We start from the raw sequence: 22,310 nt of genomic DNA on the forward strand, positions 1-22,310 counted from the left end.
GCGGGTCGAATATACCCAGCTCGGAGGGCGTGGCGATGGACGACGGGGGCCCTGCGGTCGCGGTGGCCGGAGCCGGTCTGCGGGGCGCCGGGTACGCGGCGCGGATCCGGCGCGGCGGACGGGCGCGGATCGTCGCCGTGGCCGAGCCCGATCCCGTCCGGCGGGAGCGGTTCGCGGCCGAGCACGGGATCCCGCCGGAGCGCCGGTATCCCGGCTGGCGGGAGATGGCGGACGCGGGCCGCGTCGCCGACGGCGTGATCGTCGCGACGCAGGACGCCGAGCACGCCGGGCCCGCGGTCGCGTTCGCCGGGCTGGGCTGCCACGTCCTGCTGGAGAAGCCGATGGCGCCGTCGGAGGCGGAGGCCCGGCGCGTCGCGGACGCGGTCGAGCGGGCGGGCGTGATGCTCGCCGTGTGCCACGTCCTGCGCTACACCCCCTACACCCGGGCGGTGCGGGGGCTGATCGCGGCGGGACGGATCGGGACGCCGCTCAGCGTGCAGCATCTCGAACCGGTCGGGTGGTGGCACCACGCGCACTCGTACGTGCGCGGCAACTGGCGGCGGGAGGACGAGTCGGGGCCGATGCTGCTGACGAAGTCGTGCCACGACCTCGACTGGCTCGTCCACGTGATGGGCGAGGCCCCGGCGCGGGTGTCGTCGTTCGGGCGGCTGTCGCACTTCCGCCCGGAGAACCGGCCCGAGGGGGCCGCCGACCGCTGCCTCGACTGCGCGGCCGAGCCGCGCTGCGCGTACTCGGCGCCGCGCCTGTACCTGGGCGGGCTGCGGCGGGGCGAGGAGTGGCCGCTCGGCGCGGTCACCGGCGAGCGCACCGAGGAGGGCGTCCTGCGGGCGCTGCGGGACGGCCCGTACGGGCGGTGCGTGTACGCGTGCGACAACGACGTCGTCGACCACCAGGTGGTGAACATGGAGTTCCCGTCCGGGGCGACGGGAGTGTTCACGATGACGGCGTTCACCCCGGCCGCGCAGCGGCGGACGCGCGTGTTCGGGACGTCCGGGTCGATCGAGGGCGACGGCGCGAGCATCGCGGTGCACGACTTCGTCACCGGCGGGACGGAGGTGCTGCGGCCGGGCGGGGACGCCGGCGGGCACGGCGGCGGCGACGACGCGCTCGCGGACGCGTTCGCCGAGGCGCTGGCCACCGGGGACCCGTCCCGGCTGGGCACCGGCGCCGCCGAGAGCCTCGCCTCCCACCGGGTCGTGTGGGCCGCCGAGCGGGCGCGCCGCGACGGCACGGTCGTCGACCTCGGCGCGGGCGGTGCGCCGTGAAGGCCGGGCGGGCGGGCGCCGCGGTCGCGCTCGTCCCGGCGCTCCTCCTCGTGCTGGGGGCCTGTTCCGGGGGGTCGGGCGGGTCCGGGACGAACGACGGGCGCGGGCCCATCACGTTCGCGACCGGCAAGGACCTCACGCGGACGGTCCAGCGGCTCGCCGACGGCTGGAACCGGGCCCGCCCGGACGAGCGGGTCCGGATCGTGGAGCTTCCCGAGGACGGCGACCGGGCGCGGCAGCAGCTCGTCCAGAACATGCGGATCGAGTCGGACGCCTACGACGTGGTGCGGCTCGACGCCGTGTGGACGGCCGAGTTCGCCGCGCACCGCTGGATCGTGCCGCTGTCGGACGGGCTCGTCGACACCGGCACGTTCGTCCCGGCGTCCCTGGAGACCGGGAAGTACCGGGGCAGGCTGTACGCGGCGCCGTGGCTGACCGGCACGGGCGTCCTGTACTACCGGACGGACCTGCTGGAGAAGGCCGGGTTCGACGGGCCCCCGGCGACGTGGGCGCGGATGCGCGAGCAGTGCGCCGCGGTGCGGAGGCTGCCCGAAGGCGGGGACGTCGGCTGCTACGCGGGCCAGCACGGCAAGTACGAGGGGCTGACGGTCAACTACGCGGAGGCGGTGCAGTCGGCGGGCGGCGCGGTGTTCGACGCGTCCGGGAGGCCCGCGGTGGACACGCCCGCGGCCAAGGCCGGTCTGCGGTTCCTCGTCGAGTCGTTCGAGGACGGGACGATCCCGGCGAAGGCCGCCACGTTCATGGAGGAGGACGGCCGCCGCGCCTTCCAGGAGGGCGACCTCGTCTTCCACCGCAACTGGGCGTACGTGTACGCGCTCGCGGCGGCCGGCGACGGGTCGTCCGCGGTGGAGGGGAGGTTCGACGTCGCGCCGATCCCCGGGCTGGACGGGCCGGGCTCGGGCACCCTCGGCGGCAACAACCTCGCGGTGTCGGCGTTCTCCCGCCACCAGGCGACCGCCCGCGACTTCGTCGCGCACATCGTCGGGCCGGAGGTCCAGCGCGAGTACGGGCGCGCGCAGTCGTTCCCGCTGTCGCTCGCGGCGCTCTACGACGACCCCGGGATGGTCGAGCGGTACCCGTACCTGCCGGTGCTGGAGGAGGGCCTGCGGACCGCGCGGCCGCGGCCCGCCGTCGTCCGCTACAACGAGGTGTCGGCCGCGATCCAGGACCACGTCGCCGCCGCCGTCGCCGGCGACACGACCGTCGACCGGGCCGCCGCCGACCTCCAGGCGGCCCTCACCGCACTGACGGGCTGACCCGGTTCCGGTACTCCGACGGCGGCACGCCCGTCCGGCGGACGACGTGCGCGCGGAGCGAGTCGGCGCTGCCCAGGCCCGTGAGGCGCGCCAGCCGGTCCATCGGCAGCCGCGTCGTCTCCAGCAGCTCGCAGGCCCGGTCGACCCGCCGGTGCAGCAGCCACCGCAGCGGGCTGAGGCCGGTCTCCGCGCGGAAGCGGCGGGACAGCGTGCGGGTGCTGACCCGGGCGTGCCGGGCCAGGTCGGCGAGCGACAGCGGCTCGGCGAGCCGCTCCAGCGCCCACGCGCGGGTCGCGGCCAGCGACGCGTCCGGTTCGGCGGGCACCGGGTCGTCCACCACCTGCACCTGGTCGCCGGGGCGCGGCGGCGCCGCCACGGTCAGCCGCGCGATCTCGGCGGCCGCCGCGGCGCCCCGGTCCGTCCGCACGATGTGCAGGCACAGCTCGATCCCGGCGGCCGCGCCGGCCGAGGTCAGCACAGGGCCGTCCGCCTCGTACAGGACGTCCGGCAGCACGGTCGCCGCGGGGAACCGCTCGGCGAGCGCGGCGGTCAGGCCCCAGTGCGTGGTGGCGCGGCGGCCGTCCAGCAGGCCCGCCTCGCCGAGCACGAACACGCCCGTGCAGATCGCCGCGACGCGCGCCCCGGCGGACGCCGCGCCGCGCACCGCCCGCAGGACCCGCGCGTCCACGTCGGCGCGCCCTCCCCCGCCCACGACGAGGACCGTCCCGGCGCCCGCCGCGGCGTCCAGCCCGTGCGGCGCGACGACGTCGAGACCGCCCACCGTCTCCAGCGGGACGCCCGGCTCGGCCGCGCACACGCGCAGCTCGTAGCCCGGCCCGGCGCCGAACACCATGTGCGGGATGGTGACGTCGAACGCCATCACCGGCGGCACCACGACGACCGCGACCGTGTGCGCCTCCACTGCGCGCATTGGCGAGAACCTCCGGAGGGTTGGCGAGCGGACCCCTGACGCCGCGCCCGCGGCGGCCCGCACCATGGTCAAGCCGCGGCCGGAGCGCCCTGTTCCCGGCCGCCGTGACCCCAGGGAGAACCATGCCTTTCCACCTCATCGTCGGCCGGGGCGCCACCGCCTCGGCCACCGCGCGCCTCCTCGCCGACGGCGGCGACCGCGTCCGGATGGTGTCGCGCAGCGGCGCCGGGCCCGACCACCCCGGCGTCGAGCGGATCGCGCTGGACGCGACCGACGCCGACGCCCTGTCCCGCGCCGCCGAGGGCGCCGCCACCGTCGTCAACACCGCCGCCCCCGCCTACACCACCTGGCCGGAGGCGCTGCCGCCGCTGTTCGACGCGGTGCTCACGGCCGCCGAGCGGTCCGGCGGCGACTACGTCATGCTCGGCAACCTGTACGGGTACGGCCCGGTCGACGGGACGCTCACCGAGGAGCACCCGCTCGCGGCGGCCGGCCCCAAGGGACGGGTCCGCGCGCGGATGTGGCTCCGCGCGAAGGAGGCCCACGACGCCGGCCGCGTCCGCGCCGCCGAGGTCCGCGCCGGGCAGTTCCTCGGCGCCGGCGCGTACTCGATCTTCTCGCTGCTCGTGCTGCCCAAGGTGCTCGCCGGACGCCTCGCCCTCGTGCCCGCCGCACCGGACGTCCCGCACCCCTTCACGGCCGTCGGCGACGCCGCCCGCGCCCTCGTCGCCGTCGCCCGCTCCGCGGACGGCTGGGGGCGCGCCTGGCACGCCCCGGTGATCACGGCGTCCGTGCGGGAGGCCGCCGGACGGCTGGCCGCGCTGGCCGGCGCGCCCGAGCCGCGCCTCGCGTCCATGACCGACCGCGAACTCACCCTCCTCGGCCTCGGCGACCCCTTCTGGGAGGAGCTCTGGGAGACCGGCCACATGGCGCGCCGCCCGCTCTCCGTCGACGCCTCCGCCCTCGCCGAGCGGTTCGGCGTCGAGGCGTCGCCGCTGGACGGCGTCCTCGAGGAGATGCTTCCGGCCTACTCGTAGCCGAGGCCGTAGCCGAACGGGAACAGCGGCTTCTTGCCGTCGCCCCGGTTGATCGGCTGCTGGCCCGAGTCGGACGGCCACGTGACCGGGAGCCGGCCGGTGGGCGCGGTCTCGCCGAACAGGACGTCCGCGACGCCCGCGCCCTCGGTGCCCGGCAGCCACGACGCGACCAGGGCGTCCCAGCCGGACAGCCGCCCCGCGACGTCGAGCGGGCGGCCCGACACCAGGACGACGATGACCGGGACGTCGGCGGCCCGCAGGCGCTCGATGGTCTTCACGTCGGCCTCGTCCAGTCCCAGGTCGCCGGTGCGGTCGCCGTGGTACTCGGCGTACGGGTCCTCGCCGACCACGGCGATCGCCGCGTCGTAGGAGTCGTCGACGCCGCTGCCGTCGGCGCTGTAGACGACCTCCGTGTCGGAGTCGGCGACCCGGCGGACGCCCTCCAGGATCGTCGTGCCGGGGGTGGTGTCGCCCGGTTCGCCCTGCCAGGTGACCGTCCAGCCGCCGGACTGGCGGCCGATGTCGTCCGCGCTGCGGCCCGCGACGAGGATCTTGTCGTCGGTGGCGCCGAGCGGCAGGACGTCCCCGGAGTTCTTCAGCAGCACCTGCGACTTCGCCACCGCCCGGCGGGCGAGGGCGCGGTGGGCGGCGCCGCCCACCGCGCCCAGCAGGCGGCGGTCCGCCATCGGCCGCTCGAACAGGCCCAGCTCGAACTTCTTCGTCAGGATCCGCCGGTTCGCGTCGTCGATCCGCGCCAGGGGCACGTCGCCCTCCCGCACCTCGGCGCGCAGGTAGCGGATGAACTTCTTCCACTCCTCCGGCACCATCACGACGTCGATGCCCGCGTTGATCGCCTTGGCGACCTCGTCGCGGGTGAAGCCCGGCTCGCCGTCGATCTGGTCGACGCCGTTGTAGTCGGAGACGACGAACCCGCCGAACCCCAGCTCGCCCTTCAGCACCTCGGTGATCAGGTACCGGTGCTCGTGCAGCTTCACGCCGTTCCACGAGCTGTACGACACCATGACCGAGCCGACGCCGCGCCGGACGGCCTCGCGGAACGGCGGCAGGTGGATCTCGCGGAGCCGCTCCTCGGAGACCCGCGCGTCGCCGCGGTCGTCGCCGCCCTGCGTCGCGCCGTCCCCGAGGTAGTGCTTCGCGGTCGCCAGGACGGACGCCGGCCCGGCGCCGAGCCGCTCGCCCTGCAAGCCGTCGATCATCGTGGTCATCGCCGAGGGCAGGCCCGGCACCTCGCCGAACGACTCGTACGTCCGTCCCCAGCGGTCGTTGCGGACCACGCAGACGCACGGCGCGAAGTTCCAGTCGACGCCGGTGGCCGCCATCTCCCGCGCGGTCGCGGCCCCGATCTCCCGGACGAGCCCGGGGTCGCGGGCCGCGCCGAGCCCGATGTTGTGCGGGAAGATCGTCGCGCCGACGACGTTGTTGTGGCCGTGGACGGCGTCCACGCCGTACATCAGCGGGACGCGCAGGGGCGCGGCGAGCGCGGCCTTCTGCAGCCCGTCGTACATGTCCGCCCAGCTCTCGGGGGTGTTCGGCGCGGGCGCCGAACCGCCGCTCGACAGCACCGAGCCGATCCGGTGCTCGGTGATCTCGGCGGGCCGGATGTACCGGCGCTCGGGCTGGGTCATCTGCCCGAGCTTGTCGTCGAGGCTCATCCGCGCCAGCAGGTCGTCCACGCGCCGCGCGACCGGCAGCTTCGGGTCGAGGTACGGGAGGGGGTCCGCGTCCCCGGCCGCGGTGAGCACCGCCGCGTCCCGGCCGTCCGCGCCCGTCCCGTCCGTCCGGTCCGTGCCGCCGGCGGCGCGCGCGTCGATGCGCGCGGAGCCGCCGCCGGTGCCGATCGCGAGCGCGGCGAGCATGCCGAGGGCCAGGACGCGGTGCCGGGCGCGGACGGTCCGCCGCCGCGTCGCCTTCCCCGAGGAGCAGTACATGCGGCGAAGCGTTTCCGCGGACGATCAATCTCAACGCAACCGAATGCCACCACCTGGGCAATATCTGACGGCGCCGACCGGATGAATGCCAACAATCCGGACGTTCAGGGCGACCGCCCGGTACCGAACCGAGGACCTCCGGGACCACAACCCGGCGTGCAGACCACCACACCACGGACGCCACGCCCCCTACCGGGGCAATGCCGGATGCAGGAATCGAACCTACCTATAGCGACTTATGAGATCGCCGAATGCACCAGCATTCCTATCCGGCGCGGAGGGTGCGGGATTCGAACTCGCGCAGGTGACCCTGACCACGGCTTAGCAAGCCGGTGCCTTACCGCTCGGCCAACCCTCCGAGAAAACAAAAGACCGCCCGTGGTCTGCGGGCGGTCGACGGACGAACGTGCTCGTCACGTCCCTCCGAGGCTCCCGAGACCGGGGTGGCTGCGGCTGTGCATTCGGTGTCGGTGCATCGCTTTCTCCCCTCCCGCTCTCGTTCGCTTGCACACCCATGATGCCCCCGCGCTATTGCTGACGCAAGCCTTTTTCTGGGACGCCCCCGGAACTGCGAAGCCGCCTTTTTCCCGGCGCGCGCCGCCCCGCCCGGCGGCGCGGAATGTGTCACCGGTCACCGTGACCGGGGCGGCGGCGCGGAAGCGTGGCGGCGGGCGCGCCTTAGGATGTGCACGGAAGGCGGTGGACGTTTGGACGAGCGCGGCAGGGGAACGTGCGGCGACCCGATCGACTACCCGCCCGTCGGCTGCCTCTACGAGGTGCGCTACACGCTCGGCCCGCACGGCGCGGGCACCGTGCAGTTCCCCGACGAGTTCGCGCTGGGCCGCTGGTTCACCGCGATGGCCGCCGAGGGCCTGTTCGCCCCGGAGGACTTCACCGTCCCGGACGAGGACGGCCGCAACGGCTACCGGATCTTCTGCGTCACCGGCGGCGGCCGCACGGAGATCAGCTACTTCCATCCGCGGCTCGTCCGGGGCCGGATCGAGGGCCGCCGGCGCCGCCGCTGAGCCCGTCCCCCGCCGCGCCGGTGCCGCGTCTGGAGGGGGTCCTGGAGCGGCTCGGCAAGCACGGCGAAACCGACTCCCGCATCGTGCTGTCCACCGCGTACGGGGGCGGCGGGCGGGTCAGCCGGGCGCGCGGGCGCTGATCCGGCTCCGCGGGACGATCGGGACCGTGCCGCCGCGCTCGACGCGGCGGAGGCGGGCGTCCATGCCGCGCCGGTGGAGTTCGCCCTCGAAGTCCGACAGCGGCGACTTGAACACGGTGTAGTCGTCGTAGTGGACGGGCACGACGGTGGCGCAGCCGGACGTGCTGAGCCAGCGGGCGCCCTGCCGTCCGTCCATCGTGACGGTGAGCAGGCCGAGCAGCTTCGTTCCGCCCAGGTGGACGACGCCCGCGTCGATCCGCGGGTACCTGCGGGCGATCTCGGCGACGGCGTCGTGCATGAGCGTGTCGCCGCTGATGTACATGCGGAGTTCGGGGTCGCCGGCGCGCGGGCCGAACTCCAGCAGGGCGCCCATGACGGGCGGCAGGGCGTGCCGCAGCGGGCCGGGCGCGTGCCGTCCGGGCATCGCGGTGACGGTGACGCGGTGGTCGCCCTTGACGAGCGGCTGGCCCTCCCAGGTCCGCAGGCCGACGGCCTCCCGGAAGCCGCGGCCGTTCAGCGTCCGGGCGGCGGCGCCGGTGGTGAGGACGGGCAGGCCGCGGTCGAGGTGCCGTTCGGCGACGGGGTCCCAGTGGTCGTCGTGCAGGTGGGACAGGACGACGGCGTCGACGGCGGGCAGGTCGTCCACGGTGATCGCGGGGTCGCGGAGGCGTTCGCTGGAGAGGCCGTAGCCGAGGTACGCGCGGTCGCCGCGGCGCAGGAAGTTCGGATCGGTGAGCAGTGTGAACGGCCCGTACCGGATGATGGTCGTGGCGTTCCCGATGAAGGTCAGTGTCGCGTCGGGCATGGTTCCCCCTGCGATGGCGAGCCCGTTCCGGCAGGCGCACCCCCTACCCGGATATGTGTCTGCATACCGGGATCTACTCCGACATAGTGGAACCATGACGTGGACCGCTCCCACCGTGACCCGCTCCCATCCCTGGGCCGACCACCTGACCGGCGACGAGCGCTCGCTCGCCGACGCCTGGCTCGACCACCACCGCGAGACGCTGCTGTGGAAGTGCGCAGGGCTGACGGCGGAGCAGCTCAAGCTGCGCTGCGTCGAGCCGTCCGAGCTGTCGCTGCTGGGGCTCGTCCGGCACATGGCGGAGGTCGAGCGCGACTGGTTCCGGACGCGGTTCGCCGGGGAGAAGGTCGAGTACCTGTACGTGTCGGACGACGACCTCGTGGCGGAGTTCCGGGTCGAGGACGCCGACGCGGAGGCCGACCTGGCCGTGTACACCGCGGAGATCGAGGCGTGCCGGCGGGCGACGGCGGGCCGGTCCCTCGACGAGACCTACCTCGACCCGCGGCGCGGCGAGGAGATGAGCCTGCGCTGGGTGTACTGGTCGATGGTGGAGGAGTACGCGCGCCACAACGGCCACGCGGACCTGCTGCGCGAGCGCATCGACGGGAGCACGGGGCACTGAGGGGCAACGCGATCGTCCTGGGCGTCGTCCTGCTCTCGTCGTTCACGTTCCCGCTGACGATCACGGGGGCGTCGGTGGCGCTGCCGGACATCCGGGACGACCTCGGCGCCGGGCTGACCGCGTCGCAGTGGGTGATCACCGGGTACAACGCGTGCTTCGCGAGCTTCCTGGTCGCGATGGGCTCGCTCGCGGACGTCGCGGGCCGGCGGCGCATCTTCATCGGCGGCGTGGCCCTGTTCTGCGCGACGGGCCTCGCCGCGGCGGCGTCCCGGGACGTGCTGACGCTCAACGCGGTGCGGGCGCTCGGCGGCGTGGGCGCCGCGGCGGCCGCGACGGGCGGGTCGGCGATCCTGGCGGCGACGTTCCACGGGGCGGCGCGGACGCGGGCGTTCGGGGCGCTCGGGACCGTGCTCGGCACGGGCCTGGCGTTCGGGCCGACGGTCGGCGGGCTGCTGGTGGAGACGCTGGGCTGGCGGGCCGCGTTCGGGGTGCCGGCGGCCGTCGCGGGGCTGGTGCTGGTGCTCGTCCCGGTGCTGCCCGGGGCGCGGGGCGACGCCGGACGGCGCATCGACTGGGCGGGCGCGGGGCTGTTCACGGCCGCGCTGCTGGCGCTGATCACCTCGATCGTGGAGGGCGGCGAGCGCGGGTTCGGCGGCCCGCTCGTGCTGGGCGGCTTCGCGGCGGCGGGGGCGATGGCGGCGGCGTTCGTCGCGGTGGAGCGGCGCGCGGACGACCCGATGTTCGAGCTCGGGCTGCTCGCGAACCCGAAGTTCTCGTCGTACGCGGTGGCGGCGGGGTCGATCGTGTTCGTGCTGGTGCCGCTGCTGGTGTACCTGCCGTCGTACCTGATCGCCGTGGTGGGGCTGGACGCGGGCGAGGCGGGCGTGTGGCTGCTGATGCTGACGGCGCCGACCGTGGTGCTGCCGATGGCCGGGACGGCGCTCGCCAAGCGGCTCCCGGCGGGCGCCGTGGTGGCCGGGTCGGTGGCGGTGACGGGCGTGGGCGCGCTGCTGCTGGTGACGATCGGGCCGGGCAGCACGCCGTGGGCGCTGGCCGTGCCGCTTGCGCTGACCGGGGCCGGGTTCGGGCTGTCCACCGGGCTGCTGGACGGCCTGGCGGTGACGGTCGTCCGGCCGGAGCAGGCCGGGACGGCGGCCGGGATGTTCTCGACGGCGCGGCTGGCCACCGAGACCGTCGGGATCGCGGTGGTGGGCGCGGCGCTCGCGGCGCTCAGCGGGGACCGGCTGACCGGGTCGCACTACACCGACGCGCTGCGGATCGTCTGCGCGGCGCTGGCGCTGTTCGCGGCGGCCGCGACCGCGTGCGTCCTCGGGCTGTCACGCAAACCTGTCGGGCACGGTGCGGCGCCGGGTGGTTGACTGTCCGGGTGCAGACCGAAACCTCCCAGTCCGCTCCGGCCGCCCAGTCCGTTCCGGCCGCCCGGTCCGCGCTGTTCGCCCGGCTCGTCGAGATCGGCGGCGGCCCGCCGGACGCGGCGGCCGCGGCGGTGACGCTCTACGACCGGCACGGCGTGCTGGTGGTGCGGGTCGGCGACGTCGCGGTCAAGGCGCACCAGCCCGACCGGGAGCTCGGACCGGAGTTCGCCGACCGGATCCGGCTGGCGGCGGCGCTGCCGCACATCCTGCTGGGCCCGGCCGGGCCTCCGGTCGACGCGGACGGCCGGACGGTGACCGTCGCGCCCTACGGGGAGCCGGTGGACCCGGCGCGGGACCTGCCGTGGGAGGAGGGCGCGCGGCTGCTCGCCGCGCTGCACCGGGTGCCCGTCCCGGCCGGCGCGCCGTCCTGGGGGCGTCCGGAGCGGGTCGCGCGGCTGGTCGGGCGGCTCGGGGCGGGACCGGCGGAGGACGCGGTGCGGCGCGCGTTCGCCGGGCTGCCCGCGTGGATCCGCGGCGAGGGCGCCGAGCCGCCGCGCGCCCGGGAGTGCGTCGTGCACGGCGACTGGCACCTCGGGCAGATGGTCCGCGCGCGGGACGGCTGGCGCCTCATCGACATCGAGGACCTGGGCCGCGGCGACCCCGCCTGGGACCTCGCGCGCCCCGCGGCGCTGTACTGCGCCGGCGTGCTGGACCCGGCCGAGTGGGAGCGGTTCCTCGGCGCCTACCGGGACGCCGGGGGCCCGGCGGTCCCGCCGGACGGCGACCCGTGGGCGGCCCTGGACATACCCGCGCGAAGTTTGGCGATCCAGATCGCCGCCACGTGCGTCCAATCCGCGAGGAAGGGCGATCGACCGCTGGACGGACCCGAGGAGGCGATGGTCGACGCCTGCAGGAGAATGGCCTGCATCGAAATCGGCGGAGAACCGGCATGACGTGACGGGGAACCTGCCCTAGATTTAGCCTCTACCTGGGGTTCCATAACGGAAGGGATGACAACGCGATGCACTGCCCTAAGTGCCGTGGCGTGATGCGGACCTACACCCGGAGCGGCGTTCACATCGAACAGTGTGACGCGTGCCGGGGCATTTTCCTCGACTACGGCGAGCTGGAGGCCCTCAGCCAGATGGAGGCCCAGTACCGGGCCGCGCCGCCGGCCGCGCCGGCCGCGCCCGCGACCCCGGGGTGGAGCGCGCCGGCGGCGGCGCCGCAGGTGCACCACCACCACCATGGCGCGCACCACCACCGCCCCTACGGCGGCAGCGTGTTCCACATGCTGTTCTCCACCTGACGCCCGCGCACGGCGACGGCCGTGCGGCCCGCTCCCCGGGGGAGCGGCGACCGCACGGCCGCTTTTTCGCGCCCGCCTTCCCGTGCCGCCTTCCGTGCCCGCCTTCCGTGCCCGCCTTCCGTGCCCGCCGGCCGTGCCCGCCGTCAGAGGCGGGGGTCGACCGGCTCCGACTCCAGCGCCAGCACCGCGAAGACGGCCTGGTGCACCCGCCACAGCGGCTCCCGGCCGGTGAGCCGGTCGAGCGCCTCCAGGCCGAGCGCGTGCTCCCGCATCGCGAGGGACCGCTTGCGGCCGAGCGACCGGCCGCGCAGCCGCTCCAGGTTCTCGGGCTCGGTGTAGTCCGGGCCGTAGATGATCCGCAGGTACTCGCGGCCCCGGCACTTGGTCCCCGGCTGGATCTTGACGTCGTCGGGGAACGGGCCGAGCGGCTTGACGACCATGCCCTCGCCGCCCGCCGCGGTCAGCTTCTCCCACCACTCGGCGACGGCGGCGTCCGCGTCCGGCGCGGTCAGGTCGGCGACCAGCGAACCGGTCCGCCGCACGAACCCCGTCGGGTCGGCGTCCGCGAGCCGCCCGGCGACCTCCATGTGCCAGTCGTGGTCGCGGGCGGTCGCCCACGCCCGGTCCTCCCCCGCCAGGACCTGGAACGGCGCGATGCCGAGGCCGCCGAGCCCGTCCGCGTCCACGTCCCAGCAGTAGCGGGCGTACGCGTCGCGGAACCGGGCGGCGTTCGCGGCGCGCCGGTCGACGTGCCCGCGCAGCCCGCCGACGTCGAGGCCGCGGCGCTCGGCGCGGGCCAGCAGGTCCGCCGCCACCGGCAGGGACGCGCGGGCGGCGGCGCCGGTCGCCGCGTACTGGGTGCGGATGAGGTCCATCGCCTTCGCCGACCACGGCAGCAGCTCGCAGTCCAGGACGAGCCAGCCGGTGCCGAGCTCGTCCCACAGCCCGGCGGCGCCGATCGCGGCGCGCAGCCGCGCCAGCGCCGCGTCCGTCCGGGCGGGGTCGCGGAAGAACGCGCGGCCGGTGCGGGTGTACAGGGCGCCGGCCGTCCCGTCGTCCACGCCGAACCGCGCGGCGGCGACGGACGCGTCGCGGCACACCACCGCGACCGCCCGCGAGCCCATGTGCTTCTCCTCGCACACCACCCGCAGGACGCCCTTGTCGCGGTAGGCGGCGAGCGCCTCCGCCGGGTGCTCCAGGTGGCCGGGCAGCGCCGACGTCTCCGCGGGCGCCATCGTCGGCGGCAGGTAGACGAGCCAGCGCGGGTCGACCGCGAACCGGCTCATCACCTCCAGCGCCGCGAGGGCGTTCTCCTCCCGGACGGTGACGCGGCCCATCAGCCGCGTCTGGACGCCCGTGTTGTCCATGACGTCCTTGATCTGCAGGAAGTCGCTCTCGCGCTGCCCGCCGGCTCCGGTCCCGGACGGCGGCGCCGCCAGCGGCCGGACGGGCGCGTACCAGGTGTCGCGCGCCGGGACGGAGAACAGCTCGCGCTCGGGGTAGCGGAGGGCGGTGAGCCGGCCGCCGAACACCGCGCCGGTGTCGAGGCAGATCGTGTTGTTGATCCACTCGGCGTCCGGGACCGGAGTGTGCCCGTACACGACCATGGCCTTGCCGCGGTAGTCGCGCGCCCACGGGTACCGGACGGGCAGCCCGTACTCGTCCGTCTCGCCCGTGGTGTCGCCGTAGAGGGCGAACGACCGGACGCGTCCGGACGCGCGGCCGTGGTAGTCCTCCTTCAGTCCCGCGTGGGCGACGACGAGCCTGCCGCCGTCCAGGACGTAGTGGCTGATGAGTCCGTCCATGAACCGCAGGGCGTCGGCGCGGAACTCCTCGGGCTCGCGGGCGAGCTGCTCCAGCGACTCGGCGAGGCCGTGCGCGACCCGCACCTTCCGGCCGCGCAGCGCCTTGGCGAGCTTCGCCTCGTGGTTCCCGGACACGCACAGCGCCTGCCCGGCCGCCACCATGCCCATCGCGAGCCGCAGGACGCCCGGGGTGTCGGGGCCGCGGTCGACGAGGTCGCCGACGAACACGGCCGTCCGCCCGCCCGGGTGGTTCGCGCCGACCGCGCGGCCTTCGGCGTCGTGCTCGATCTCGTAGCCGAGCCCGGCGAGGAGGTCCTCCAGTTCGGCGCGGCAGCCGTGCACGTCGCCGATGACGTCGAACGGCCCGGTCAGCTCCCGCCGGTCGTTCCACGGCTTCTCGTACGTGACGACGGCGGCGTCGATCTCCTCGACGCCGTTCAGCACGTACGCGCGGCGGAACTCGCGGCCGAGCGACCGCAGGCCGCGGCGCAGCTCGCGCCGCTGCCGCGGCAGGACGTGCGCGGGCAGGTCCGCGCGGTCGGGCCGGGCGGCGTTGCGCGCGGCGGCGACGCCCTCCGGCACGTCCAGCACGATCGCCGCCGCGAGCACGTCGTGCTCCTTCGCCAGCGCGAGGAGCTGCTGCCGCGCCTTGACCTGCACGTTCGTGGCGTCCACGACGGTCAGCAGGCCGCGCCGCAGCCGCTTGCCGACGATGTAGTGCAGCAGGTCGAACGCGTCGCCGGTGGCCGACTGGTCGTTCTCGTCGTCGGAGACGACGCCGCGGCAGAAGTCGGACGACACGATCTGGGTCGGCGTGAAGTGCTTGCGGGCGAAGTGCGACTTCCCGGAGCCGGACACGCCGACCAGCACGACGAGGCCCATCGCGGGAAGCCGGATCTCACGGCCGGTCATCGGGTGAACACTCCCATCTGCGTCGGGGCGCCGACCTCGGGGTCGTCGTCGCCGACCGGTACGTGCCGGACGCGGTAGCCGTGCGCGGCGGCGACCCGGTCGGCCCACACGCGGAACTCGGCGCGCGTCCACTCGAACCGGTGGTCGGGGTGCCGCATCGCGCCGGGCGCCAGCCCCTCGTAGCGGACGTTGTGCTCGGCGTTCGGCGTCGTCACCACGACGACGCGGGGCGCGGCGTGCCCGAACACCACCTTTTCGACGGCGCCGAGGCGCGGCGGGTCGATGTGCTCGACGACCTCCATCAGCACCGCCGCGTCGTACCCGCCGAACCGGTCGTCGGCGTAGGTGAGGGCGCCCTGGAACAGGTCGCCGACCCGCTCGCGGTGGCGGGACGGGCCGGGCCGGTCGAGCCGCAGCCGCCGCCGCGCGTGCTCGACGGCGCGGAACGACACGTCCGCCCCGGCGACCCGCGCGACCGCGCCGTCCTTCAGCAGCCGCGCGAGCAGCTTGCCCGAGCCGCAGCCGAGGTCGATGACGCTGCCCGCGTCCTCCTCGCGCAGCGCGTCCGCCACGGCGCGGATCCGCCGCTCGGCGAGCGGGAGCGGCCGCTCCTCCGCCGCCGCCTCCGCGCCGTCGCCGCTCCCCGCGGTCTCGCCGGTCTCGCCGGTCTCGCCGGTCTCGCCGGTGTCGGCGGTGTCGGTCGCCGGTTCCTCGTCGATCTCGACGGGGTCGAGCGCGTCGTCGGGCGCGCCCTCCGCGTCGGCCAGCCGGCCCAGCGCGGCCCGGACGAGCGCGCGGCGGTTCGCCAGGTAGCGGCGGGTGATCGGACCGCGGTCGGGGTGCGTCGCGAGCCACCCCTCCCCCGCCCGGACCAGCTTGTCCACCTCGTCGGACGCCACCCAGTAGTGCTTGGCGTCGTCCAGGACGGGCAGCAGCACGTACAGCTGGTTCAGCGCGTCGGCGAGCCGGACGGTCCCGGTCAGCGTGAGGGTCACGTACCGGGAGTCGCCCCAGGAGGGGAACTCGGGGTCGAGCGGGACCGGTTCGGCCGACACGTCCCACCCGAGCGGCCGGAAGAACCGCTCGGCCTGCCCCCGGCCGCCGCGGCACGGCAGCGCCGGGAGCGCGATCTCCAGCGGGATCGGCGCCTCCGCCAGGTCCGGGCGGGCGTCGCAGCGCCCGCGCATCGCCGTGCGGAACACCTGCGCCATCGCCGACGCGAGCAGCGACGACGCCGCGTACGGGCGGTCGTTGACGAACTGGCCGAGGGAGAAGTCCGGCGTGCCTCTGCCGCGCGTGCGGACGAGCCGGACCGGGTCGACGTCGAGCAGCAGCGCCGCCGTGCAGCGCCGCTCGTCCGCCTCGGGGTAGAAGACGTGCGCCGTCCCGTACGCCTGGTCGAACGCCTGCACCCGGTCCGGGTGCTTGTGCAGCAGGAAGCCCAGATCGCTCGCCGGGCTCAGGGGCGTGGTGATCGTCAGAAGCACCCGCCAAGTGTGGCCTACCGGGGGCGAGCTCCCGCATCCCCTTTTTCCGGTCAGGGCACGGCCGGGCCCTTGATGTACGCGCCGTTCTCATCGAAGGGCCAGGGGTTCGCCACGCAGCCCTTCAGCCCGTAGATCTGCTGCATCATCACCGGCGCCGGCTCGCCCTTGCCGCCGCACGTCATGTGCCCGAAGCCGAGCCGGTGCCCGACCTCGTGGTTGATGGTCAGCGCGTGGTACTCGTGCGGGCGTCCCTTGTAGTACTTCGTCAGCAGCAGCCAGCGCTTGAGGTTCACGACGACCTGCTTGCCGGCGCGGCAGTTGACCTCGCCTTCGGTGTCCATCCCGTAGGCGGCGCACAGCTTGTCGGTCGTCGCCGGCGAGGACAGCTTCACGACGAACTCGTGCGCTCCGGAGTCGACGCGCTGGAACGCCCACTTGCCCTGGGCCGTCCAGCCGCGCGGATCGCCGAGGATGTCGTCGACCTCCTTGGCGAAGTCGTTCACGTCCTGTTTGAGGCCGCCCTCCACCGCGACCATGTACCGCATGACCTTGGTGCCCTCCCCGGTCACCCCGGCCCCTTCGGCGACGGTGAACTTCCCGGTGCCTTTCCGCGGGATGTACGGCGGCGCGGTGGTCGTCGGGGCGGCGCTGGGCGCCGCGCTCGCCGACGCCTCCGCCCCGCCCTTGCCGCTCGGGTGCGGCGCGGCCGACGCGGAGTCCGTCCCGCCCGGGTACCAGGCGACGAGCGCGGCGATGCCGAGGACGGCCGCCAGGACGAGCGCGACGCCGCCGACGGCCAGGCCGACGGCCCGGTTGCGGCGGGCCCCCGCGAACGCCCGGTCGAGTTCGTCCTCGAACCCCTCGGTCGTCGCCGGGCCGGGCGGGTCGTCGGACGTCGGTCCGGCGGGGTGCGCGCGCCGCCGGGACGTCCGTCCCGGCCTCGGCCCCGGCGGGCCGTCCGGTGCCTGCTCGTACGCGTGCGGGTCGGCGGGCGGGAAGGGCGGCCGCGGCGCCGGATCGTGCTGCGGCGGGTACCCGTGAGCCTGCTCGAACGGGTGCCCCGGGGCTTGGCCCGGCGGGTACGGGGGTTGCGGTCCGGCCTGATGCGGAGGTTGCGTTCCGGCGTCCCCGGAAGGTCGCTGGGGACGGCGGCGGGAGCGAGATCGTGGACGTTGCATAGCGTGCTCAGCATGGCAGATCCCGCCCGACAAAGGTGATCATTTTGTGACAATTCGCAGGTCAAGGGCCTACGTTACGTTTCTCACGGCTTCCCGGTGGTCACGGACGGTAGGCCGTCCGGCGCGAAAAGCGTTTGCGGACCGCCCGCCCGGACCGTGACAATCCGGGGCATCATGAGCAGACACCCACGGCGTTCCGTCGCGCAGGAGACCGTCGCGATCATCGAGCGGGGCGAGTACCGGGCCCCGTCCGGGCGCACCGTCCCGGTCGCCGCGAGCATCGAGCGGGCCAGGCGCGGCACCGTCCTGTACCGGCCCGACGACCTGGACGCCCTCCTGCGGAAGGCCGCGGACGAGCCCGCCGGCGCGGGCACCCGCATCGAGGTCACCGAGGAGACGACGCTCGCCGCCGCCCGGCGGCTCGTCGCCCCGGACGCCGTCCCGCTCGCGCTGAACTTCGCGTCCGCGAAGAACCCCGGCGGCGGCTTCCTCAACGGCGCGCACGCCCAGGAGGAGGGCCTCGCCCGGTCGTCCGGCCTGTACGCGTCGCTGACCTCGGCGCAGCAGTACTACGCCTTCCACCGCGAGCAGCGCGACCTGCTGTACAGCGACCACATGATCTACTCGCCGGGCGTCCCGGTGTTCCGCGACGACCGGGGCGTCCTGCTGGAGGAGCCCTACGAGGTCGCGTTCCTGACGTCCCCGGCCCCGAACCGGGGCGCGATCCGCGACCCGGAGAAGATCGCCGAGGTGCCGCGGGTCCTGGACGTCCGCGCCCGCAAGGTGCTCGCGGCGGCGCTCGCCAACGGGCACCGGCGCATCGTGCTGGGGGCGTGGGGCTGCGGGGTGTTCCGCAACGACCCGGCCGAGGTCGCCGAGACGTTCGCCCGCGCGCTGCGGCCGGGCGGCCCGTTCGCCGACCGGTTCGAGCACGTCGTGTTCGCGGTGTGGGACACCGCCCCGGGCGCCCCGAGGCACGTCGCCTTCCAGCGCGTGTTCGGCTGACCCGGCGGGGAGGAGCGCCCTCCCCGCCGGGCCGCCGGCGCCCCGGTAGAGCTCGCCGGTCAGAGCTTGCCCATCACCTCGGCGGCGATCAGCTCCAGGTGCTCCAGGTCGGACAGGTCGAGCACCTGCAGGTAGAGCCGCTCGGCGCCCAGCTCGCCGAACCGGCCGATCTTGTCGACGAGCTCCTGCGGGGTGCCGGCCAGGCCGTTCTCCCGCAGCTCCTCGGGCTCCCGCCCGATCGCGTCCGCGCGGCGCCGCACCTCGGCCTCGTCCCGCCCGCAGCACACCACCTGCGCGGCCGAGTACACCATCGGCCGGGTCCGGCCCGCGTCCCGGACGGCCGCACGGACGCGCTCGAACGCCGCGCCCGTGTCGTCGAGCCGGTGGAACGGCACGTTGTACTCGTCGGCGTACGTGGCGGCGAGGCGCGGGGTGCGCTTCGCGCCGAACCCGCCGACCAGCACCGGCGGGCCGCCGGCCTGCGCGGGCTTCGGCAGCGCGGGCGAGTCGGTGAGCGTGTAGTGGTCGCCGCTGAACGAGAACGTCTCGCCGGACGGCGTCCCCCACAGCCCCTTGCAGATCTGGAGCTGCTCCTCGAGCTTCTCGAACCGCTCGTTCAGGCTGGGGAACGGGATGCCGTAGTGGGCGTGCTCCTCCTCGAACCAGCCGGTGCCGAGGCCGAAGTCGACGCGGCCGCCGCTCATCTGGTCGACCTGCGCGACGGAGATCGCCAGCGGGCCGGGCAGGCGGAACGTCGCGGCCGTCACCAGCGTGCCCAGGCGGATCCGGCTCGTCTCGCGCGCGAGGGCGCCGAGCGTGACCCACGAGTCGGTCGGGCCCGGCTCGCCCGTCACGTCGCCCATCTTGGTGTAGTGGTCCGAACGGAAGAAGGCGTCGAAACCGAGGTCCTCGGCCGCCTTCGCGACGGTCAGCAGTGTCTCGTAGCTCGCCCCCTGCTGGGGCTCGGTGAAGATCCGTAGACGCATGACTCCATCCTCGTACCCGGGCGGCGGTGCTCGCACCGCGGGTCAGCCGGAGGGCGGCGGACCGGACGGGGAGTCGGGCCCGGAGCCGAGCGGGGAGTCGAGCGGGGAGTCGAGGGGGTTCGTCTCGGGCGGCGCCGCGCTCCGCGGGCCGCTCCCCTCGCTCGGGAACCACAGGACGAACGTGCTCCCCTCGCCCTCCGCGGAGAACAGCCGGACGTGCCCGTGGTGCGTCTCCACGATCTGCCGGACGATCGCGAGCCCCAGGCCCGTGCGGCGGTCGCCCGTCCGGCGGTCGTGGTCGCGCGTCCGGCGGTCCTGCGCGCCCCGGTAGAACCGGTCGAAGACACGGTCCTGCTCGTGCGGCGCCAGCCCGGGGCCGGTGTCGGCGACCGCCGCCCACAGCCAGCCGCCGGACGCCCCGGCCCCGACCGTGATCACCGACCCCTCGGGCGCCAGCCGCACCGCGTTCGACAGCAGGTTCCCGACGGCGCGGCGCAGCGCGTCGTGGTCGCCGATCAGCACGAGGCCGTCCCGGATCCGGTGCTCCAGGGCCAGCCGCCGGACGGACGCGAGCGAGCCGAACTCCTCGGCGGCCTCCCGCGCCACGACCGCGAGGTCGACGTCGGTGTCCTCCAGCGCGGGCGCCGAGCGGCGGGCCGTGGCCAGCAGGTCCTCCACGAGCCGCGTCATGCGGGTGGTCGCGCGGTCGACGACGTCCACGGCGCGGCGCCGGTCGGGCTCGTCGGCGTCCGGCGCGCTGAGCACGGTGTCGAGGTTCGCGCGGATGATCGCAAGCGGGCTGCGCAGCTCGTGCGACGCGTCGTCGATCAGCCGCCGCTGCGACTGGAACGCGCTGTCGAGGCGGTCGAGCATCGAGTCGACGGTGTCGGCGAGCTCGCGCAGCTCGTCGCGCGGCCCGGACAGCCGGATGCGGCGGGACAGGTCGGTGGCCTGGATCTCCTCGGCGGCGCGGGCGATGGCGCGGACCGGTTTCAGCGCCCGGCCCGCCAGCACCCAGCCGATGCCGAGGCTGGCGACCAGCAGCCCGCCGAGCGTCCCGAGCGAGTAGTTGCGCAGGGTGCGGCGCGTCTCGTAGTTGACGGCCTCCTCCACCTGCTGCACCTTGACGACCTCCACGTCGCCGAGCCGCACGCCGCCGACGTACTTCTGCGCCTGGTAGGTCTCGGTGATCGGCTGCGCCTCGGTGCTGCGGACGACCGCGAGGTAGGTCCCGCCGAGGACGAGCGCGGTCACGGCGAACAGCAGCGTCGAGTACAGCACGGTCAGCCGGAACCGGATCGACTGGGCGAACCCGGGCAGCGGCGGGCGCCGCATCCGGAACGCGGGCATCACGCCTCCCCTCGCGTGGCGTCGCGGAGGCGGTAGCCGTGCCGGACGACCGTCTCGATCAGCGCGTCCTCGCCGTCCCCGGCGAGCTTGCGGCGCAGCGTCCCGACCGTCACCCGCACGGTGTTGGTGAACGGGTCGGCGTTCTCGTCCCACACGTGCTCGAGGAGGTCCTCGGGCGACACGACCTGGCCGGGACGGCTCATCAGGTACCGCAGCACCGCGAACTCCTTCGGGGAGAGGTTCAGCCGCCGCCCGGCGCGGGACGCCTCGCGGCGGCCGGTGTCGAGCCGCAGCTCACCGACCGTCCACACCGCCGACCCGCCGCCGCTGTCGCGCCGCAGCAGCGCCCGCACCCGCGCCAGCAGCTCCGGGAACGCGAACGGCTTGACCAGGTAGTCGTCCGCGCCCTCGTCCAGGCCGCGGACCCGGTCGGCGAGCCGGTCCCGCGCGGTCAGCATGAGGATCCGCAGGTCGGGGCCGCTCTCGCCGTCCAGCTCCCCGGCCCGGACGGCCCGGCACAGGTCGAACCCGTCACCGTCCGGCAGGTTCAGGTCCAGGATCATCAGGTCGTAGGACGCCACGTACAGCTTCTGCGACGCCTCGTCCACGTCGTACGCCACGTCCACCGCGTAGTCCGCACGGACCAGGCCGTACCGGAGCGCCTCGACGAGGTCCTCCTCGTCCTCCACCACGAGCACTCGCATGGCGTGACGCTATCCTCCCCCGCTTCCTCGTTCGCCCCGGTTCAGCCGACGATGCGGCGGACGCCGTCCACCGCCCGGTCCGCCGGGATCGCGAACCCGATGCCGATCGACCCGCCGCCGCGCACCGTCGCGATGGCGGTGTTCACCCCGATGACCTCGCCGCGCGCGTTCACCAGCGGCCCGCCCGAGTTGCCCGGGTTGATGGACGCGTCGGTCTGCAGCGCGATCTGCCGTTCGCGGGGGCCGAGCCGCACCTCGCGGCGCGGCGCGCTGACGACCCCGGCGGTGACCGTCCCGGCCAGCCCGAGCGGCGACCCGATCGCCAGCACCGGGTCCCCGACCCGCGCGTCGGCGGACCGGCCGAACGTCAGCGGGGGCGGCGCCTCGGACGCCGGGACGGCCAGCACGGCGAGGTCGTTCGCGGTGTCGGAGCCGACGACGCGCGCGTCCAGCCGCCGCCGGTCCGGGAGCACCACGGTGACGTCGTCGCTCCCGCCCACGACGTGCGCGTTCGTCAGGACGTGCCCGGCCCCGTCGATCACGAAGCCCGACCCGCCGCTCCTCCCGCCGCCCGACGCGGCCTCGATCTGGACGACGCTCGGCAGGACGCGCGCCGCGACCCCGCTGAGGTCGCCCGCGCCGTCCACCGGCCCGGCCGCCGACTGCGTGATGACCGACGCCCCGCCGTCCCGCACGAGCACGGCCCCGGCCGTCCCCGCCAGCGCGCCGGTGACGGCCGCGGCGGCGATCGCCGTCACGACCACCCCGCGCGGGCGCCGTCCCGGCCGGCCCGCCCGCCCGGGCGGCGGCGCGGCCGGCGGGACGGCCTGCGGCCACGCCGCCGCGGGCCGCACGGCCGGCGGCGGCTGCGGCGGCGCGAAGTCCGGCCCGTGCGGTTCGCCCAGCCCGATGCGGCCGTCCCCCGCGCGCCGCCAGCCCACCCCGCCGCCGTGGCCGTCGTCGCCGTACCCGGTTGCGCCGTAGCCTTCGTAGCCGTAGCCGGTCGCGCCGTGCCCCGTGGCGCCGTGCCCCGTGGCGCCGTGGCCGTCGTCGTGGTCGCCGGTGGGGTCGTGCTCGGCGTGGCGGGGGCCGGTGTCGCCGTGTCTCGTGTCGCCGTGTCTCATGT

Annotated in this window: 19 protein-coding genes and 3 tRNA genes; 9 read left to right on the forward strand and 13 right to left on the reverse strand. The window is 75.3% G+C overall.

The annotated features are described in order from the left end of the window. The first annotated feature begins 35 nt into the window (after positions 1-35). A complete protein-coding gene (locus DMH08_RS10905) occupies positions 36-1,286 on the forward strand; it encodes a Gfo/Idh/MocA family protein (protein ID WP_026400634.1) in 1,251 nt (416 codons plus the stop codon). After that, positions 1,283-2,563, forward strand: coding sequence for an ABC transporter substrate-binding protein (locus DMH08_RS10910; RefSeq protein WP_125613407.1), 1,281 nt, complete (start codon positions 1,283-1,285; stop codon positions 2,561-2,563). The genes DMH08_RS10905 and DMH08_RS10910 overlap by 4 nt, the downstream gene beginning before the upstream one ends. On the opposite strand, the gene DMH08_RS10915 is transcribed toward DMH08_RS10910, so the two are convergent. Further along, positions 2,544-3,494 (reverse strand): GlxA family transcriptional regulator, encoded by a 951-nt coding sequence (locus DMH08_RS10915; RefSeq protein WP_125613409.1) that lies wholly within the window; start codon positions 3,492-3,494, stop codon positions 2,544-2,546. The genes DMH08_RS10910 and DMH08_RS10915 overlap by 20 nt on opposite strands. A 122-nt stretch (positions 3,495-3,616) precedes the next feature. Here DMH08_RS10915 and DMH08_RS40950 point away from each other — a divergent pair, with 122 nt between their 5' ends. Continuing rightward, entirely contained in the window at positions 3,617-4,531 is a 915-nt protein-coding gene (locus DMH08_RS40950) for an NAD-dependent epimerase/dehydratase family protein (protein ID WP_199747734.1), read from the forward strand. Here the strand turns inward: DMH08_RS40950 and DMH08_RS10920 are convergent. The 4 genes from DMH08_RS10920 to DMH08_RS10930 all read right to left on the reverse strand — a co-directional run bounded on the left by DMH08_RS10920 (position 4,522) and on the right by DMH08_RS10930 (position 6,838). Beyond that, entirely contained in the window at positions 4,522-6,480 is a 1,959-nt protein-coding gene (locus DMH08_RS10920; protein ID WP_233617522.1) for a glycoside hydrolase family 3 protein, read from the reverse strand. The genes DMH08_RS40950 and DMH08_RS10920 overlap by 10 nt on opposite strands. A gap of 107 nt (positions 6,481-6,587) precedes the next feature. Beyond that, positions 6,588-6,662: transfer RNA gene (locus DMH08_RS10925), tRNA-His, on the reverse strand. A 19-nt stretch (positions 6,663-6,681) separates the two neighbouring features. Then, positions 6,682-6,754 (reverse strand) — tRNA-Met (locus tag DMH08_RS40055). A 1-nt stretch (position 6,755) separates the two neighbouring features. Continuing rightward, positions 6,756-6,838 (reverse strand) — tRNA-Ser (locus DMH08_RS10930). A gap of 349 nt (positions 6,839-7,187) precedes the next feature. On the opposite strand from DMH08_RS10930, the gene DMH08_RS10935 reads away from it, so the two are divergent. Beyond that, entirely contained in the window at positions 7,188-7,505 is a 318-nt protein-coding gene (locus DMH08_RS10935) for a hypothetical protein (protein WP_125613411.1), read from the forward strand. 117 nt (positions 7,506-7,622) lie between these two features. On the opposite strand, the gene DMH08_RS10940 is transcribed toward DMH08_RS10935, so the two are convergent. Further along, a complete protein-coding gene (locus DMH08_RS10940; RefSeq protein WP_125613413.1) occupies positions 7,623-8,450 on the reverse strand; it encodes an MBL fold metallo-hydrolase in 828 nt (275 codons plus the stop codon). A 94-nt stretch (positions 8,451-8,544) separates the two neighbouring features. On the opposite strand from DMH08_RS10940, the gene DMH08_RS10945 reads away from it, so the two are divergent. From DMH08_RS10945 to DMH08_RS10960, 4 genes are all read left to right on the forward strand, one after another. Continuing rightward, positions 8,545-9,072: a DinB family protein gene (locus DMH08_RS10945; protein WP_026400641.1), complete on the forward strand. Its 528-nt coding sequence runs from the start codon at positions 8,545-8,547 to the stop codon at positions 9,070-9,072. A 29-nt stretch (positions 9,073-9,101) separates the two neighbouring features. After that, a complete protein-coding gene (locus DMH08_RS10950) occupies positions 9,102-10,451 on the forward strand; it encodes an MFS transporter (RefSeq protein ID WP_267898536.1) in 1,350 nt (449 codons plus the stop codon). 8 nt (positions 10,452-10,459) lie between these two features. Then, positions 10,460-11,401 (forward strand): phosphotransferase family protein, encoded by a 942-nt coding sequence (locus tag DMH08_RS10955; RefSeq protein ID WP_125613415.1) that lies wholly within the window; start codon positions 10,460-10,462, stop codon positions 11,399-11,401. Positions 11,402-11,469: 68 nt separating this feature from the next. Further along, positions 11,470-11,757, forward strand: coding sequence for a TFIIB-type zinc ribbon-containing protein (locus DMH08_RS10960; protein WP_034516159.1), 288 nt, complete (start codon positions 11,470-11,472; stop codon positions 11,755-11,757). A gap of 143 nt (positions 11,758-11,900) precedes the next feature. Here the strand turns inward: DMH08_RS10960 and DMH08_RS10965 are convergent, their stop codons facing one another. Genes DMH08_RS10965 through DMH08_RS10975 form a run of 3 tightly spaced genes read right to left on the reverse strand, consistent with a single transcriptional unit; the run spans position 11,901 to position 17,139 of the window. Continuing rightward, positions 11,901-14,474, reverse strand: coding sequence for a polynucleotide kinase-phosphatase (locus tag DMH08_RS10965; protein WP_125613417.1), 2,574 nt, complete (start codon positions 14,472-14,474; stop codon positions 11,901-11,903). Further along, positions 14,471-15,961, reverse strand: coding sequence for a 3' terminal RNA ribose 2'-O-methyltransferase Hen1 (locus DMH08_RS10970; protein WP_125613419.1), 1,491 nt, complete (start codon positions 15,959-15,961; stop codon positions 14,471-14,473). The genes DMH08_RS10965 and DMH08_RS10970 overlap by 4 nt, the downstream gene beginning before the upstream one ends. Positions 15,962-16,011: 50 nt before the next feature. Then, positions 16,012-17,139: a DUF3152 domain-containing protein gene (locus tag DMH08_RS10975; protein WP_125613421.1), complete on the reverse strand. Its 1,128-nt coding sequence runs from the start codon at positions 17,137-17,139 to the stop codon at positions 16,012-16,014. 174 nt (positions 17,140-17,313) lie between these two features. Between DMH08_RS10975 and DMH08_RS10980 the strand changes: the two genes are divergently transcribed. Further along, on the forward strand, positions 17,314-18,144 hold the full coding sequence (locus DMH08_RS10980) for a TIGR02452 family protein (RefSeq protein ID WP_125613423.1): 831 nt from the start codon (positions 17,314-17,316) through the stop codon (positions 18,142-18,144). 59 nt (positions 18,145-18,203) lie between these two features. On the opposite strand, the gene DMH08_RS10985 is transcribed toward DMH08_RS10980, so the two are convergent. From DMH08_RS10985 to DMH08_RS11000, 4 genes are read right to left on the reverse strand one after another with little or no spacing between them, the layout of a single operon-like run. Further along, on the reverse strand, positions 18,204-19,130 hold the full coding sequence (locus tag DMH08_RS10985) for an LLM class F420-dependent oxidoreductase (RefSeq protein WP_026400646.1): 927 nt from the start codon (positions 19,128-19,130) through the stop codon (positions 18,204-18,206). A gap of 42 nt (positions 19,131-19,172) precedes the next feature. Further along, positions 19,173-20,480 carry a sensor histidine kinase gene (locus DMH08_RS10990; protein WP_199747735.1) on the reverse strand — a complete coding sequence of 436 codons (1,308 nt, stop codon included), beginning with the start codon at positions 20,478-20,480 and terminating at the stop codon, positions 19,173-19,175. Next, positions 20,480-21,184 (reverse strand): response regulator transcription factor, encoded by a 705-nt coding sequence (locus DMH08_RS10995; RefSeq protein ID WP_125613425.1) that lies wholly within the window; start codon positions 21,182-21,184, stop codon positions 20,480-20,482. The genes DMH08_RS10990 and DMH08_RS10995 overlap by 1 nt, the downstream gene beginning before the upstream one ends. Before the next feature lie 41 nt (positions 21,185-21,225). Further along, positions 21,226-22,308: a S1C family serine protease gene (locus DMH08_RS11000; RefSeq protein WP_125613427.1), complete on the reverse strand. Its 1,083-nt coding sequence runs from the start codon at positions 22,306-22,308 to the stop codon at positions 21,226-21,228. Between the last annotated feature and the right edge of the window lie 2 nt (positions 22,309-22,310).

Origin of the sequence: Actinomadura sp. WAC 06369, from assembly GCF_003947565.1 — a bacterium.
GTDB lineage: Bacteria > Actinomycetota > Actinomycetes > Streptosporangiales > Streptosporangiaceae > Spirillospora > Spirillospora rifamycini.

What these genes read in the sequence shown, in the direction of transcription:
- DMH08_RS40950 (WP_199747734.1), top strand. Translation starts at nt 3,617, where the DNA reads ATGCCTTTCCACCTCATCGTCGGCCGGGGCGCCACCGCCTCGGCCACC.
- DMH08_RS10990 (WP_199747735.1), bottom strand. Translation starts at nt 20,480, where the DNA reads ATGCCCGCGTTCCGGATGCGGCGCCCGCCGCTGCCCGGGTTCGCCCAG.
- DMH08_RS11000 (WP_125613427.1), bottom strand. Translation starts at nt 22,308, where the DNA reads ATGAGACACGGCGACACGAGACACGGCGACACCGGCCCCCGCCACGCC.
- DMH08_RS10965 (WP_125613417.1), bottom strand. Translation starts at nt 14,474, where the DNA reads ATGACCGGCCGTGAGATCCGGCTTCCCGCGATGGGCCTCGTCGTGCTG.
- DMH08_RS10915 (WP_125613409.1), bottom strand. Translation starts at nt 3,494, where the DNA reads ATGCGCGCAGTGGAGGCGCACACGGTCGCGGTCGTCGTGGTGCCGCCG.
- DMH08_RS10960 (WP_034516159.1), top strand. Translation starts at nt 11,470, where the DNA reads ATGCACTGCCCTAAGTGCCGTGGCGTGATGCGGACCTACACCCGGAGC.
- DMH08_RS10975 (WP_125613421.1), bottom strand. Translation starts at nt 17,139, where the DNA reads ATGCAACGTCCACGATCTCGCTCCCGCCGCCGTCCCCAGCGACCTTCC.
- DMH08_RS10920 (WP_233617522.1), bottom strand. Translation starts at nt 6,480, where the DNA reads ATGTACTGCTCCTCGGGGAAGGCGACGCGGCGGCGGACCGTCCGCGCC.
- DMH08_RS10995 (WP_125613425.1), bottom strand. Translation starts at nt 21,184, where the DNA reads ATGCGAGTGCTCGTGGTGGAGGACGAGGAGGACCTCGTCGAGGCGCTC.
- DMH08_RS10945 (WP_026400641.1), top strand. Translation starts at nt 8,545, where the DNA reads ATGACGTGGACCGCTCCCACCGTGACCCGCTCCCATCCCTGGGCCGAC.
- DMH08_RS10985 (WP_026400646.1), bottom strand. Translation starts at nt 19,130, where the DNA reads ATGCGTCTACGGATCTTCACCGAGCCCCAGCAGGGGGCGAGCTACGAG.
- DMH08_RS10940 (WP_125613413.1), bottom strand. Translation starts at nt 8,450, where the DNA reads ATGCCCGACGCGACACTGACCTTCATCGGGAACGCCACGACCATCATC.
- DMH08_RS10980 (WP_125613423.1), top strand. Translation starts at nt 17,314, where the DNA reads ATGAGCAGACACCCACGGCGTTCCGTCGCGCAGGAGACCGTCGCGATC.
- DMH08_RS10905 (WP_026400634.1), top strand. Translation starts at nt 36, where the DNA reads ATGGACGACGGGGGCCCTGCGGTCGCGGTGGCCGGAGCCGGTCTGCGG.